Source organism: Roseovarius sp. MMSF_3359 (assembly GCF_030733385.1).
Lineage (GTDB): Bacteria > Pseudomonadota > Alphaproteobacteria > Rhodobacterales > Rhodobacteraceae > Roseovarius.
The window spans coordinates 30,038-45,538 of sequence record NZ_JASHJC010000005.1; the positions used below are offsets into that span (position 1 = coordinate 30,038).

General features: G+C 64.1%; 10 protein-coding genes. 3 read left to right on the top strand and 7 right to left on the bottom strand.

Annotation, left to right across the window (positions count from 1 at the left end; translation table 11 throughout):
• Nucleotides 1-4 precede the first annotated feature (4 nt).
• The 7 genes from RBB29_RS08705 to RBB29_RS08735 all read right to left on the bottom strand — a co-directional run bounded on the left by RBB29_RS08705 (nt 5) and on the right by RBB29_RS08735 (nt 9,077).
• Nucleotides 5-967: a D-2-hydroxyacid dehydrogenase gene (locus RBB29_RS08705; RefSeq protein ID WP_306115809.1), complete on the bottom strand. Its 963-nt coding sequence runs from the start codon at nt 965-967 to the stop codon at nt 5-7.
• Nucleotides 968-973: 6 nt separating this feature from the next.
• Nucleotides 974-2,329, bottom strand: coding sequence for an MmgE/PrpD family protein (locus tag RBB29_RS08710; protein WP_306115810.1), 1,356 nt, complete (start codon nt 2,327-2,329; stop codon nt 974-976).
• On the bottom strand, nt 2,326-3,066 hold the full coding sequence (locus RBB29_RS08715; protein ID WP_306115811.1) for an Asp/Glu racemase: 741 nt from the start codon (nt 3,064-3,066) through the stop codon (nt 2,326-2,328). The genes RBB29_RS08710 and RBB29_RS08715 overlap by 4 nt, the downstream gene beginning before the upstream one ends.
• Nucleotides 3,063-4,148: a histidinol-phosphate transaminase gene (locus RBB29_RS08720; RefSeq protein ID WP_306115812.1), complete on the bottom strand. Its 1,086-nt coding sequence runs from the start codon at nt 4,146-4,148 to the stop codon at nt 3,063-3,065. Before RBB29_RS08720 ends, RBB29_RS08715 begins: the two co-directional genes overlap by 4 nt.
• Nucleotides 4,145-5,785, bottom strand: a complete 1,641-nt coding sequence (locus tag RBB29_RS08725) for a hydantoinase B/oxoprolinase family protein (RefSeq protein WP_306115813.1) — start codon at nt 5,783-5,785, stop codon at nt 4,145-4,147. Before RBB29_RS08725 ends, RBB29_RS08720 begins: the two co-directional genes overlap by 4 nt.
• The gene (locus RBB29_RS08730) at nt 5,782-7,878 is read right to left on the bottom strand and encodes a hydantoinase/oxoprolinase family protein (protein ID WP_306115814.1); all 2,097 of its coding nucleotides are present in this window, start codon (nt 7,876-7,878) and stop codon (nt 5,782-5,784) included. Before RBB29_RS08730 ends, RBB29_RS08725 begins: the two co-directional genes overlap by 4 nt.
• 242 nt (nt 7,879-8,120) lie before the next feature.
• Complete coding sequence (locus tag RBB29_RS08735; RefSeq protein WP_306115816.1) at nt 8,121-9,077, bottom strand: LysR family transcriptional regulator; 957 nt, start codon at nt 9,075-9,077, stop codon at nt 8,121-8,123.
• Between the two features lie 109 nt (nt 9,078-9,186).
• Between RBB29_RS08735 and RBB29_RS08740 the strand changes: the two genes are divergently transcribed.
• The 3 genes from RBB29_RS08740 to RBB29_RS08750 are packed head-to-tail and all read left to right on the top strand — an operon-like array spanning nt 9,187 to nt 15,496.
• Entirely contained in the window at nt 9,187-10,707 is a 1,521-nt protein-coding gene (locus RBB29_RS08740) for a trimethylamine methyltransferase family protein (protein WP_306115817.1), read from the top strand.
• Complete coding sequence (locus tag RBB29_RS08745) at nt 10,707-13,097, top strand: FAD-dependent oxidoreductase (protein WP_306115818.1); 2,391 nt, start codon at nt 10,707-10,709, stop codon at nt 13,095-13,097. Before RBB29_RS08740 ends, RBB29_RS08745 begins: the two co-directional genes overlap by 1 nt.
• Nucleotides 13,094-15,496, top strand: a complete 2,403-nt coding sequence (locus tag RBB29_RS08750) for an FAD-dependent oxidoreductase (RefSeq protein ID WP_306115819.1) — start codon at nt 13,094-13,096, stop codon at nt 15,494-15,496. Before RBB29_RS08745 ends, RBB29_RS08750 begins: the two co-directional genes overlap by 4 nt.
• Nucleotides 15,497-15,501 lie beyond the last annotated feature (5 nt).

Consider the following 15,501-nt stretch of genomic DNA (forward strand, 5'->3'; position numbering starts at 1 on the left):
CCGTTCAATAGCCACGTTCGGGGTTCACGATGTTCTTCAACGGCTCCCCCGCCTGCCAGCGCCGCAGGTTCTCGATGAAGAGCTCGAAGGACTGCATCGCCCAATCCGCGTAGACCGCCGAACAATGCGGTGAGAGAATGACGTTCTCCAACCCCCACATGTGATCGTCAAAAGGCAGCGGCTCCGCCTCGAAAACGTCAAGCGCCGCAGCGGCTATCGTCTTTGTCCGCATGGCATTGATCAGCGCCGCATCATCCATCACCCCGCCCCGCGATACATTGACCAGGATCGCCGTGGGTTTCATCGCGGCAAAGCTACGCGCATTCACCATATGCCGCGTGGTCGGCAGAAGCGGGACCGACAACACGATGAAATCCGCCCGGTGCCACAGGTTTTGCAGGTCGCTGCTGGCATGAACCTCATCGACATTCTCCATCGGTTCCGGCCGCGCCCGCGTGCCGATGACCGTGAGGCCAAACGCCTTGGCACGCGCCGCCACCTCCTGACCGGTATGGCCCAGACCGACGATCAGCATCGTCTTGCCCCGAAGCGGCGACATGAGCCGGGCGCTGCGCCACTCGCGCTCGGCCTGATCCGCCTGAAGCCCCGGAATATCCAGGGTGAAATGCAGAATCGAGCCAAAGACATACTCCGCCATCATCGGCGCGGCGACACCGGCAGAATTTGTCACGGTCACGGCATCCGGGTCCCATCCGGCCAGGTGATCCACACCGGAACCGCCCACGGAAATCCACTTTGGCCCACCGTCGCCCAGCAGGGCATCGCGAGGAAACCCCGCGCGCCCGTTGAAGCAGATCGAATACACCGCGTCCGGCCTGAAATCGCGGATCCGCTCCGGCAGACTGTCATAGGTTTCGCAGGTCACCGCCTCGACACCCGGCAGGGCATCGGCCAGGCGCGCGGCCATCTCATCAGTCTTACTGTTATGGATCAGGATACGGGTCATGAGGCCTCAGGGTGCGGGGGTTACCAGCTTTGTAAGTTCGGAGAATTTGCAACCGGGTTCAAGCAGGGCGTCCCGCATGGCCCAGATCGCCGAAACCCGGTCACGCGACAGGCTTGCATCGGCCATATGGTGGAGCTTCTGCAAGACTTCTGCATCCGCCATCGGCGCCTCGGGGCCGCCACGAGCATGTACGTCCCCCGACCGCAGGACACGCCCGTCGGTGAGCGTCACCTCGATATCCGACCACCGCCCGGCGGGAAAACGGTCTGAATGGCGCGCGTCCTCGCTGACTCGGATGCGCGGGACCAGTGCCGCCACGCCCTTGTTCAGCAATCCCGGCCCGGTCAGGTGTTCTGGCCCGATCCGGTCATGCAGCAACACATTGGCCAGCGCGAAATGCAGCGAATATTGCGCCTGGCTGGTGGTTTCGGGCATCCCGGCAAAAAGCCGCGCGGCCTCGGCAAAGGTTCGGACATGGACCTCGCGCACCTGATCGGCGGTCACCGCGTCGGCGGCCTTCAACCGCCGCAACGCATCCAGCGCCGCATGCGCCCATCGGCAGACGGGATAAGGCTTGATATAGTTCTGCGTGACCGTCCACACCTGCCCGAGGTCGCGCCAATACTCTGCCACCTCGGGCGCCTCTGCGGTGATCGCGGGCGCACCCTGAAACCCCCGCAGCGCCAGAAGCGTGGCGGAACACCCCACCAGCGCCCCCATGCCCGAGCCGTCATGCAGCATTGTCGGGTTGTCAATCTCGCGCATCATCTGACTGCGCGGCCCGTGATATTCGGCGATGCCGAGCGCCTGTCGCAGGGTTTCGGCGTCTGTGCCCTCCAACCGGCAGCCAAGTGCTGCCACACCGAGCGCGTTCCAGGCGCCCGATGTGTGATAGTCACTCACCGTTGCATGCAGCGCGATCCCTGCCCTCGCGGCGACTTCATAGGACACCGCCAATGCGGTCAGTGCCGCGCGCCCGGTCAGGTCCGGGTGCCGGGCGGCAAATGCAAAGAGGGCGGGTACCACAGCGCATCCGATATGTCCCTTGGTGGGGTTATAACCGTCATGCCCGTCCAGATTGTCGATCTGCGTCGCGGCAGCCCAGGCGGCACCCGGCAGGCTGACCGACCTGCCATCAAAGAGCATCGGTGCCGCGTTACCCGCCCCGCCAGCCGCGTGGAAATCGACAGCAAAATCGCGGGCAATCCCCGCCACGTCGAGCGCCGCCGCCCCGGCTGCGACACCGAGCGTATCAATCAGGAGCGTCGCGGCAAAACGCAACGCTTCCTCCGGCACGGCCAGGTCGGGGGCTAAAACGAAATCCGCGATGACCTCGAAAGGCGCGGGTGTCGGTGCTGTCATGACGCCACCCCCTCGAACAAGCACCCATATCCCGTTGGCACGTCTGCAATGCCAAGGGCCTGAAGCGTCTGGAACATCATTGCCTGGTTCGAGGTCACGACCGGCTTGCCCACGGCCTTTTCCAGCTTTGCGATCGCCTCGACCCCGCGCATATCGGTGCAGGAGAGGACAATTGCTTCCGCCTCGGGGCTATCGGCGCGCAGGCCGAGCTCGAATACCGCATCCGGGGTCAACGCGCCCTGCCCACTATTGTCCAGCACACCTTGGACATCCGCGCGAGAGACGGCCTCGACCCCCTCATCGGCGAGAAAGGCGATAGCGCGGTCATTGAGGCTTGGCACGTAGGGTGACGCAAACCCGATCCGGCGCACGCCAAGCGCCCCCAGCGCCGCGAGGAGCGCACCCGCCGCCGTGACGGTTTTTGCCCCGCTTTGTGACCTGATGCGCGTGGCTAGATCGCGGTCGAAGGCGGGGCCATGGGACAAGGTGGCCGAGGTGCAACCGTAGAGGATCACATCGGGGCCGATCCCCTGCAGCAGCCGCAGGGGTTCATCCATGTTCGCCGCACCAAGCCCCGCCATCTGATCCTCATCGGGGATCTCATCGGCATCGTATCCCCCGATACGGCTGAAGTGCAGCGAGACGCCGGGTGGGGCCAGCGCCATCATGTCCGGCTCAAGGTTGGTATTGGTAAAGGGTACCAACACCCCGACTTTGGCCCGTCCCCGGCTGGTCATGTCGGCCCCTCCTTCCTTTGCCAATCTTTCAACACCTCGGCGGCAAAAGCCATGTCATCCGCGACTCCAATGGTCGCCCTCAGACAATCCGCAAGGCCTGCACCGCCCTGTGGCCGCAGGAAAATCCCCTCTGCCCGCAGGAAAGTGTCCGCGCTTTGCACCGCCGCAGAGGAGGCAAAGCGCAAGATGACGAAATTGGTGAAACTGCGCGGGATCTGCAGGTCAACACTGGTCAAACCATCGCGAAACGCAGCGGAGCCCGTCACAGTCAGCGCGCAGGTTTCACGCATGTAGTCCTGGTCCGTCACCGCCGTGATGGCCGCTGCCTGCGACAGGGCGCTGACGTTGTTGGGGTTGAGCAGTTTCCGGACTTCCGCCGCAATCGGTGCCGGAAACAGCCCCCATCCCACCCGAGCGCCCGCCAACCCGTAGGCCTTGGACAAGGTGCGCAGCACGATCGTGTTGCCCTGCGCGACCAGATCGAAACACCGCTCATTCAGATGATCCGCGAATTCGCCATAGGCCTCGTCGATGACAAGGATCACGTCCTCGGGCAGCGCGGCGCGCAAGCCGATCAGATCCGCCCGGGAAATCCGCGTTCCGGTCGGGTTTCCGGGGTTGGCCACAAAGACGATGCGCGTCTCCGGGGTCATGGCGTCGAGGAGCGCCGCGCTGTCCACGGTCAGGTCGACCTCGGGCGCTGTGTCAAACCGCGCCCCGGTGGCCAGCGTGGCGGTGCGAAAGAAGGGATAGGCATGTGCCGGGGCCAGTGCCGCATCGCCCGGCCCCAGATAGGCGCGGGTCAGACACCCGATCAGGTCAAGCGAGCCGTTGCCGCAAATGAGCGCATCCGGGTCAATGCCATGCAGGTCCGAAAGGACATGGCGCAGGTCGGTCCAGTCGGGATCGGGGTAAAGCTGTTGATCCCGGGCGGCCCGGGCCGATGCCTCCACCGCCAATGGGCTTGGCGGGCGCAGGCTTTCGTTCTGGCAAAGCGAAATCAGCCGTTTGCCCGGCGGCGCGGTCAGATCCGCCAGCGCATAAGCCGCCATATCCGCCACATGGGGTTTCGCCGCGATCATGTGGACCTCCTCCGCTCTGCCGCGCCAAGCAACCCGTCCTCTTCGTCGCGGCGCACGGCATCCGGGGCGCGGTTTTCCGGCGGGCCGAACCCGCCTCCACCCGGTGTTTCGAGGATCAGCGTATCGCCCGCCGGGATGCGAAACTCTCCCTTGCTGGGCAAATCTGGCCCGTCCACCCCGATCCGCATCCGCCCGGGACGCCCCGGCTTGCCGCCATGGCGACCCGCTGCCGGGAAACGAATGCGTTCGACGGACAGAAAGGCAAGGAAATCCTCGCCGGTGGCAGAGCAGATCTCGATATGTTGTCCCAGCCCGCCGCGATAGGTTCCCGCACCGCCACTGCCCGGCAGAAGTTCCCTGCGCGTAACGAGAACCGGCGCGGTGGCTTCGGTCGGCTCGACCTGACTGCCCCAGACCCCGCTCGGGAAGGCCGTGGCCGAAAGGCCGTCCTTCGCGGGCCGCGCGCCGGTGCCGCCGTTGTAGACCAGTTCCAGTGCGAATTGCGTACCGCCATCGCGCGCCGCCTCGGGCGTGTGCCGAAGCGGGACGTCGTAAAGGCATGATGCCCCCTCGGCGGGAACCTTGTCCGGCAGGGCCTGCGTCAGGCAGCCATAGACCAGGTCGGGCGTCATCTGCCCCAGCGAATGGCGCATCGCGACCGGCACCGGATGTTGCGCATTGAGGATACAACCGGGCGGGCCGGTCACGCGAAACGGCTCCAGCGAACCGGCGTTGTTCGGGATGTCCGGCCCGATGATGCAGCGCAGGGCAAAGACCGAATAGGCGGTGGCATAGTTGAGCGGCACGTTGATACCCTTGTCGGAACAGCCCGACGTGCCATCATAGTCGAGCAGGACATGATCATCGGCCACGGTCAGCGTCGCCGCGAGTTTGATCGGCTGCTCATAGCCATCGACCATCAGTTCATGCCGATAACGGCCATTTGGCACCTCGGCGATTGCCGCAATCGTTCCCTGACGGGACGTGGCGATGATGTAGCGGGAGAGCGCGTCGAGGTCATCGAGCCCGAATTCCTGCATCATGTCCGCCAGACGCTTGGCGCCGGTTTCGCAGCAGGCGATCAGGGCATAGATATCCCCCTCATTGGCAATGGGTTCGCGCGAATTCACCCGCACGATATCCATCAGCAGCGCGTTGAGCTCTCCCGCATCCACCAGTTTGCAGTGCGGGATCATCAGCCCCTCATCGAACACGTCCGATCCCTCCGGCCCCATACCCTTGCCGCCCAGGTCCGCCAGATGCGAGGTGCAGGAGGTGAAGCCCACGACCCGCCCCTTGAAGAACACCGGTTGCATCAGCAGGAAATCGTTCAGGTGACCGGAGGCGAGCCAGGGGTCGTTGGTCATGTAGATGTCACCGGGTTTCATGTCCTGCACCGGGAACCGCTCCCGCAGGTGCTTCACCGCCTCCGCCATGGTGTTGATATGTCCCGGCGTCCCGGTCACGGCCTGCGCCAGCATCTGCCCGTTGACGTCGAATATCCCGGCAGAAATATCGCCGCTTTCGCGCACGATCGGGCTGAAGGCCGCACGGATCAGGGCCTGCCCCTGTTCCTCAACGACCGCCAGCAGGCGGTTCCACATCACTTGCAGGCGGGTCTTGGGAATATCGGTCATGCCAGGGCCTCCGCGCGGGTCAGGATGAGGTTGCCATCGCCATCGACCTCGGCGCCGAAATCGGCGCTTACATAGGTCGTTGTCTGCGGCTCGACGATCAGGGCGGGACCGGTGAGGACCTGCCCGGGGGTCAAAGCCGCGCGATCATAAACGTCTGCGGTGCGGTCCGTCTGCGTCACTTCGCAGAAGATGTCGTGCTGCCGCTGCGATATCGCCGGGGTGGATTGCGGCGGTGACGGAAGGGCGGCGGGCGTGCTCACCTCAGTGCCAAGCCGCACGGACCAGTTGAGGATTTCGATCACCATCCCCGGCACCGCGCGGCTGAACTGCCGGGCATATTCCGCCTCGAAACCCGCGCGCAACGTGTCGATATCGCCCGGCGCCAACGGGCGATCCGGCAGGGTGATTTCGATCTCATGCCCCTGCCCGTGATAACGCATATAGGCGGTCCGGCTGCAGATCAGGCGCCCCTCCGCGCTGCCTGCACGCACGACAGCGGTCGCCTCGGCAATCATGGCGTCGAAAAACCCGTTGATCGCGGTCATGTCGAGCGTATCGAGCGTGGCATAGCGGCTGCGCACGATCTCGAACGACACCGCGGCGTGCAAGAAACCGACCGCCGATCCGACGCCGGGATCGCGCGGCACAAGGATGCGGGACACCCCGGCGCGGCGGGCCACGCGGGTCGCGTGCAGCGGGCCGTTGCCTCCAAAGGCGATCATCGTGCGCGCCGACAGGTCCTTGCCGGATTCGACCGCATGCATGCGCCCGGCGCCGGCCATGCTTTCATCGACAATCTCCGAAATACCCGCCGCCGCTTCCTGCGGCGCGATGTCGAGCGCACGGGCGACGGTTTCTTCCATCGCATGACTTGCGGCATCCAGGTCAATCGCCAACCGGCCCTCGGCAAAGCTCGCCGGTTCGATGAGCCCCTGCAGGATATCCGCATCGGTCACCGTGGCCCGATCACCCCCCTTCCCGAATGCCGCGGGCCCCGGTTCACTGCCCGCGCTTTGCGGACCGACCTGAACCCGGCCCAGACGGTCAACACTGGCGATGGAGCCGCCGCCCGCGCCGATTTCGATCATTTCAAGCACCGGGATACGCACGGGCATGCCCGAGCCCTTGATAAACCTTTCAGCCCGGGCGATTTCGAACCTGCGGGCGCTTTGCGGTCGGTAATTGTCGATCAGGCAGAGCTTGGCGGTGGTGCCGCCCATGTCGAAGGACAAGACCTCGGCAAGGCCCGCGGTTGCCGCAATGCGCGCGGCAAGGATGGCCCCGCCCGCCGGTCCGGATTCGACCAGGCGTATCGGTAACTGTGCGGCGGTTTCCAGCGTCGTCATCCCGCCCCCGGCCGTCATCATCAGGATCGGACATTGAAGGCCCCGTTCCTGGAAGGCCTGCGCAAAGTCCAGGAGGTACCTTCCCATCAGCGGCTGAATATAGGCATTGGCGATCGTGGTGCAGAGCCGGTCAAACTCACGCGCTTCGGGGCTGACCTGCGACGAGATCGAGATGGTCAGATCCGGCAACTCCGCCGCCAGAAGGTCACGCAGCCGCTCTTCATGGGCGGGGTTGGCATAGGCATGCAGCAGGCAGATCGCTACCGCCTCGGCCTCGCACCGGCGAAGGTCGTCAACAAGCGCAGGAAGGCCCGTTTCATCCAGCGGGGTCAACTCGCGTCCCGCAGCATCCATACGGCCACGGATGGTCAAGGCCCGGGCGCGCGGCACGATCAGGTCCGGCTTGTCAATATTGATGTCATACTGGCTATAGCGCCGCTCGTAGGCGATTTCGAGGATGTCGCGAAACCCCTCGTTGGTGATCGTGGCCACACGCGCGCCTTGCCGTTCGATCAGCGCATTCGTGGCCAGCGTCGTACCGTGAATGAAACCGGCGATCTGCCCAAACTCGGCGCCCGCGTCCTGCACCGCCCACTCCACCCCGTCCAGCGCGCCCAGCGTCGGGTTCGAGGGTGTGGTGGGCGTCTTGCAGGTCGCCAGAACGGCGCCGGCATCGTTCATGAGAACGGTATCCGTGAAGGTTCCGCCAATATCGACGGCAACCCGAAGCGAGGGCGTGTCTGCCATGGTGATGTCCAAAGGGTGGGATGCGGGATCCGCGTGGAAAGCAAAGGTGGGCCGCGCCCCGGAAGGGCGCTGCGTTCTATGCGTCCGGTCTAGATGACCAGGGCAAACCGTTTCGCGCGACGTCCATCGCGGTGATCCTGGACCTTGGGGGCCATGGTGAAGATCTCTCGCTTTCGTTCCGGGGTGACGCTGCGCTGCAATCGCGATTCTGTCAAGCGTTTGCCGCAAACCCCCTTCATTGCTCAGAGCAGCGCCGCTTCGCCAACCGGCCCGATAATGTCGGTGATCCTGTCGGTCAGTGTGTCCGCTGCCATCTGTGCGAAACGCGCGGGCAACGCGCCAAGCTCATCCTCGCGCGCTAAAACGGTGATCGAGCGCGTCATCCCAGCAACCGGCATCGGCAAGACCTGCAGTTGCATCCGCTCGACAAACCCGTCGATCAGCAGGGTTGGCGTCAGAAACGTCACCCCGGCGCCACTGGCCACGCAGGCCGTGACCATGCTGGAGCGATCCGCCTGTATCACCCGCGGCGGACGCAGTTTCAGGCGGCGCAGGTGTTGTTCGATCTGGCGTCCGACACTGGTCGTATCGGCAAATCTCACCAGCGGCATACGCTTGAGTATGGCGGCGAGATCATCGCGCGGACCGGTATAGTCACCGGGCAGGACAAGCAGGTACCGCTCCTGCAGGACCGGATGCCGTTCAAGCCCGTCCATGTCATAGAACGGATCGGAGGTGATCGCGATATCCGCCCGTTTGGTGCGCAGAAGCGTTTCGTGGTCGCCGCTCAGCCCGGCATGAAGCGACACGTCCTGCACCCGGAACTCCTCTTGCGCCGCGGCGACAAGCAACGGGGTCAGCGTCGTGGCGATCGAGGCGAGGATACCGATACGCAATACGCTGATCGGGTTCGGACCGCTATGGCGCATCTTGGTGGTCAGGTCTTCGACGGCGTTCAGGATTTCCGTGGCATGGCGGTGCAGCAATCCGCCTTCCTGCGTCAGGCGCACCGGCCGGACCGAGCGGTCCAGCAATTGTGTGCCGAACATCCTTTCCAATGTCGCGATCTGCTGCGAGGCCGCCGATTGCGTGATGCCAAGCAGCTGCGCCGCCGCCGTCATCTGCCCGGTTTCGGCCACGGCGACAAAGACCTCGATGGCCCTGATGAGGTTGCTGTCGGTGACGGGACGCGGGGGCATGGGGCGGTGTTCCACGATGGATACTATTAGAATTCCTAATGCTGCATCGGGTGAATTGATTGCGCAAGGGGCTTGCGATTAGCGTTCTGCCAACGACAAGGAGTGTGATGTGGCCAGGCCCGGATCAAAACGGCAACGCAAGGGGGTGCGGGAAGCGCCGCGCCGCGCGCCCTTTATTGATCGCCGCTTGGGGACGCTGAACATCCTGAGCGAAGAGGGGTTGTGCGTGATCGAGCAAAACGCCGATCAGATCCTGCATGACACTGGAATGGAGTTTCGCGACGACCCCGAGATCCTGGACATCTTCCGCAACGCAGGTTGCGATGTGGACAGCGAAAGGGTGCGTTTCGACCCGGGCTTCTGCCGCCAGACGATCATGGCCAGCGCGCCCCCGGTTTTCCGGCAAAACGCCCGCAATCCGGCCAACACGGTGCAGATCGGCGGCAATGCGACGGTGCTCTGCCCCTCCTGGGGGCCGCCATTTGTGCAGGATCTGGATCGCGGTCGCCGTTACGCGACCCACGACGACTTCATCCGGCTGGTGAAGTTGCACCAGACCATCCCCTGGCTGCACCACTCGGGCGGCGTGGTATGCGAACCCGTGGACCTGCCCGCGAACAAGCGCCACCTCGATATGCTTTACGGCCATATTCGTTGGTCCGACCGTTGCTTCATGGGCGCTTTCATCGGCGAGGAACGCGCCACCCATGCGCTGGAGATGGCGCGGATCGTCTTTGGTGCGGACGACGTGGCGGAAAACCCGGTGCTCTATTGCGTGTCGAACACCAATGCGCCGCTGGTGATGGACGCGCATATGTCCGGCTCTCTCAAGGTCAACGCGCGGGCCGGGCAACCGGTGGCCTGCACGCCATGGGTTCTGACCGGCGCGATGAGCCCCTGCACCGTGGCCGGAACGCTGGCACAGGTACTGGCCGAGACCATGGCCGCGATGGCGCTGACGCAGCTTATCAACCCCGGCGCGCCCTGCCTGATGGGGTCGTTTGCCTCGACCATGTCGATGCAATCCGGCGCACCGACCTTTGGTACGCCTGAGGCGGGGCAGATGGTACTGGCCGCCGGACAACTCGCGCGCCGGTTGGGGGTGCCGCTGCACACAGTCGGCGCACTTTCGGCTTCCAAACTCCCCGATGCGCAGAGCCAGCAGGAAGGCACCTGGGGCCTGATGATGGCGCTCTTTGCCGGGGCCAATGTGATCAATCACGCCACGGGCTGGCTCGAAGGCGGGCTGGTCACCGGATTTGAGAAGACGATCATCGACGCCGATCTCTGCGGCAAGCTCTGCCGGTTCTTCGAGGGGATCGACCTGAGCGAGAATGCTCAAGCCATGGCGGCAATTGCCAGCACCGGACCAGGCGCGCATTTCCTGGGATCGGACCATACGCAGGCGAATTTTCTTTCCGCGCTCTTTCGCCCGGAGACGCCCGATAACGATTCTTTTGAGCAATGGGAGGCGGGCGGAAGCCTCGACACGGCGGAGCGGGCCAACCGGATCTGGAAAGAACGGCTGGAAGGGTATGAAGATCCCGGTCTTGATCCAGCCATCGACGAGGAATTGCAGGACTACATCGCACGCCGCAAAAGCGAAACACCGGACAGGGATTACTTCTGATGGGGCGCACGATCATCATCGGCGGGGGCGTCATCGGGTTGAGCGTGGCCTATCACCTGGCCAAGCGTGGCGCTGACGACGTGATCCTGCTTGAGCGCAATCAACTGACCAGCGGCACAAGCTGGCATGCGGCGGGCATCGTCGGCCCGCTCCGGGCGACGCCCAACATGACGCGGCTTGCGATGTATGCGACGGAACTGTTCCCCCGCCTTGAGGGTGAGACGGGCATGTCCACCGGGTATCGCCGCACCGGGGGGTATTGGCTGGCCCGGCGACCGGAACGGATGGATGAACTGCACCGTATCGCGGCGCTCGGGCGGCATCTTGGCCTGCACCCCGCGGTCCTGGCACCAGATCAGGTCGACCTGCCGCTTCTGAACCTCGAAAACCACGCCGGGGCGATGCACGTCCTGGAAGATGCGAATGTGAACCCGGTTGATCTCTGCATGGCCTATGCCCGCGCGGCCAGGGCAGGCGGCGTCACGATCCGCGAGGGTGTTGAGGTCACCGAAATCCTGTCCAGCGGGCCAGAAGCATCCGGCGTCAGGCTGGCCGACGGCACGATAATTGATGCCGACCGTGTGGTTCTCTGCGCCGGTGCGTGGTCAAAACCGCTCGCCGAAAAGCTGGGGGTGGCGCTGCCCCTGCAGGCCGTCGAGCACATGTACGTGGTCACCGATCCGATCCCTGACCTGCCCGATCCAATGCCGGTGATCCGCGATATGGATACCGGAATTTACATCAAGGGAGATGCCGGAAAACTGGTCATCGGCGGGTTCGAGCCGGATGCGAAATGCTGGGATGCGTTCGGACCAGAGGGCGACCGCCCCTTCCTTGAACTGCCGGAGGATTGGGAACAGTTCTCTCCTTTCATGGAAGCGGCCCTGGCCCTTTGCCCTGCCCTGCACAACGCGGGCATTCAGCATTTCATGAACGGGCCGGAAAGTTTCACCCATGATACCCGCCCACTGGTCGGCGCGGCGCCCAATGTGGATGGGCTCTTTGTGGCCGCTGGGATGAATTCCGTGGGTGTCATGTCCTCGGCCGGGATCGGACGTGCGCTGGCTGACTGGATCACGGACGGGGCGGCGCCCATGGATGTGTGGGAGGTCGATATCGCCCGTGCGGACCCCATGGCGGCAACCACGGATCATATGCAGAACCGCATGCAGGAGGCCGTATCTGACCTTATGGCCATGCACTGGCCTTTCAAGCAACCCAAGGCGGGGCGCGACCTTCGCCGATCGCCGCTGCATGACCGGTGGGCACCTGCGGGCGCCGTCTTTGGCGTCACTGCGGGGTGGGAGCGTGGCCTTTGGTACGCGCAAAACGAGCAGGAGCGTGACTTTCCCTACTCGGTCGGCGTGCAACCATGGTACCCGATCGTCACACGCGAGGCGGCGCAGATGCGGGCCGGCGCGGCACTGATCGACCTGTCGCCCTTCGGCAAGTTCGACATCGCGGGGAGCGGGGCACTTGCCTTTCTCAACCACATCGCCTGCGGGCAGATGGACATGCCGGTGGGCCGCACCGCCTATACCCAGCTTCTGAACTCCCGCAGCGGGATCGAGGCTGATGTGACGGTCTCCCGATTGGCCCCGGACTACTTCCGGCTAACCTCCGGCGCGGCGACCCGGTGGCGCGATCAGGCGTTGTTGCGACGCGCCTCGAACGGGTTTGAGGTAACCGTGACCGATGTGACCGAACGCGAAGCAGTGATCGGCGTCATGGGAGCGGGATCGCGCGCCACCTTGGCAGAGATTGCCTCCGATGGTTTTGCCGAATTCCCCTTCGGCACCTGCCGGGATGTTCACATCGCCAACATCCCCTGCCGGGCGACGCGGCTCAGTTTCGTGGGCGAATTGGGGTGGGAGATCAGTATCCCGGTGGCGCGGGCAGCAACCGTTTTCGACAGGTTGCGGCAGGCCGGTGCGCAACCGATGGGTCATTATGCGGTCGATGCCTGCCGGATCGAGAAAGGGTTTGTCCATTGGGGGCATGATGTTGGCCCGGACGTGACACCGCTTGAGGCCGGGGTGGCCTTCACCATTGACTGGGACAAGGAATTTTGCGGCAAGGCGGCCTTGCTGGCACAACGCAACACCCTTTCGCGACGCCTTCACCTCTTCGACGTGGAAGGAAGCCCGCTTTTGCTGCATGACGAACCGATCTGGGAAGGCGGGCGCGTGGTGGGCCTGACAACTTCCGGCGCGCGTGGGGCGCGGACGGGCAAAGACCTCTGTTTCGGGCTGATTTCCATCTCTCCGGGCGAAACCAGGCGAGACACTGCCAACCGGGTGTTCGAGATTGAGGTTGCGGGCAGGTACCACCAGGCGTGGGTCTTGCCCGAGGTACCTTTCGATCCCAAGGGTGAAAGGATGCGCGCATGAGCCGGGTTCAGGTCTTGATCATCGGTGGCGGGGCGATGGGGGTGTCGCTGCTTTACCATCTCACCAAGGCCGGATGGTCGGATGTGATGTTGGTCGAGAAAAACGACCTGACGCACGGATCGACGTGGCATGCGGCGGGGCTCTGTACGCATTTCGCCCATAACGCCACGATTCAGGAATTGCGCGCCACGTCGGTGCGGCTCTACCGTGACATCTTGCCTGAGGAAACCGGGCAAGGCTGCGGGTTTCATCCCTCGGGCGCGATGCGGATCACGCGAAATCCCGATCGGATGGATGAATTTCGCCATGTGGCGGGCCTGTCGGGATTTACCGGCTACCCGCTCGAAATCCTGACGCCCGAGCGGATTGCAGAGCTCCACCCGCTGGCGCGGCTTGAGGGCCTCTTGGGCGGCATTTACGAACCCGACGACGGGCATGTCGATCCCAGCCTTGCCACCAACGCAATGGCGCAGATGGCGCAAAGGCGCGGCGCCACGATCCAGCGCTTCAACCCGGTCCAGTCGATCCGCCGTGAGGCCGGTCATTGGATGGTCGAAACCGCCAAAGGCACGGTGACCGCAGATCACATCGTCAACGCCGCTGGCACCTGGGGTTGGGAAATCGGGCGGATGATGGGCCTCGATATCCCTTCAGTACCGGTGTTGCACCAATACCTGGTGACGGACACGATCCCCGACGTCGCAGAACGGCAGGCGGCAAACCTGCCGGAACTCCCGATCATCCGCGATCCGGAAGAAAGCTGGTACGTCCGGCAGGAACGCGACGGGCTGATCCTTGGTCCCTACGAGGCGGAGGCGCAAGTCTGGGCAGTTGATGGGGTGCCGCCCGAATTCGGGGCCGATCTCATGCCGCCCGATCTTGACCGGGTCGAACATATCATCGAGGCCGCGATGACCCGCATACCCGCGCTTGGCACGGGTGGGGTCAAGACGGTGGTGAACGGCCCGATCACGTTTACGCCCGATGCCAATCCGCTCATTGGTCCTGCCCATGGGCTGGAGAATGCCTGGCTACTGACCGGGTCCAGCATGGGGGTCATGGAGGGCGGCGGTGCGGGCTGGTTTTTGGCACATTGGATGACCAATGGTGCGCCACCGATGGATGCGCTGGCCGTGGACAGCCGCCGGTTCGGGGCCTGGGCAGATCGCAATTATCGCATTGAAAAGGCTTTGGAATGTTTTGGGCTGCAGTTTGGTGTGCATTACCCCCACGAGGAGCGCCCCGCCGCCCGAGGCAAACGCATTTCACCACTGCATGACCTGATGCTCGAACGCGGTGCTGTCATGGGGGCCGCCCATGGCTGGGAACGGCCAAACTGGTTTTCCGACACCACGGGCGATGTCGCCACCCATAGTTTCCGCAGGCCGAACTGGTTCAATGCCGTTGCGCGCGAGGTCGAGACCGTGACAAATGCCGCCGCCCTCGCCGACCTGTCGGTCTTTGCCAAGTTCGACGTGACCGGCCCCGACACCCGCGCCTTTATCGACAACCTTGGCGCAAATGGTGCGCCGGGCGATGGCCGGATAGGCCTGATCCATACCCTGACACCGGCGGGCGGAACCCTGTCGGAATTCACGGTGACGATGTGGTCAGACACCCATGCCTACCTGACCTCTGCCGCCGCGGCGGAGGAAATCGACCTGGATGCGCTACGCGATCATGCGAAGGGTTTCGACGTGACCGTCACCAATGTGACGGAAACATTTGCCGTCATTGGCCTCATGGGGCCGAAATCCCGCGACATCCTGGCGCAGCTGGTTGATCTCAATGAGACGTTCTCCTGGCTTACAGCCCGCATGATCCAGGTTCAGGGCCATGATATCCGCGCCCTGCGGGTGTCCTATCTGGGCGAGTTGGGGTGGGAGCTGCACCTGCCTGCTGCCGCCGCGGCAGAGGTTTTCCGCGCCCTGGAAGAGGCCGGAGAGGCATCGGGCATCGGCTATTACGGTGCCTTCGCCGCCAATTCCATGCGGCTCGAAAAGGGGTATCGCGCCTGGGGTGCAGACCTGACCTCCGAACGCACGCCGCGCGAATGCGGTGTCGGGTTCTTGGTTCAATCCGATGGCCGGGAATTCCCGGGCCGCACGACGATGGAAGCGCGCGATGAAACCAGCGGCTGGCATTCCGTGCTTCTGGAGGTGCGGAGCGGCCCCGTCGATCCGTTCCACGGTCATCCCGTCTATGCCGGAAACCGGATCATCGGCATCGTCACCTCGGGCGGGTTTGGACATAGAACACAAAAACAACTGGCACTGGCGCTGCTACGCGAACCGCTGCCTAATGAAACCGTCAGCGTCGAGATCCTGGGGCAAAGCTGCCCTGCCGAGGTGCTTCATGCACCGCCTTTTGACCCTGACAACGCGCGCCTCAAGGCCTGATCCCG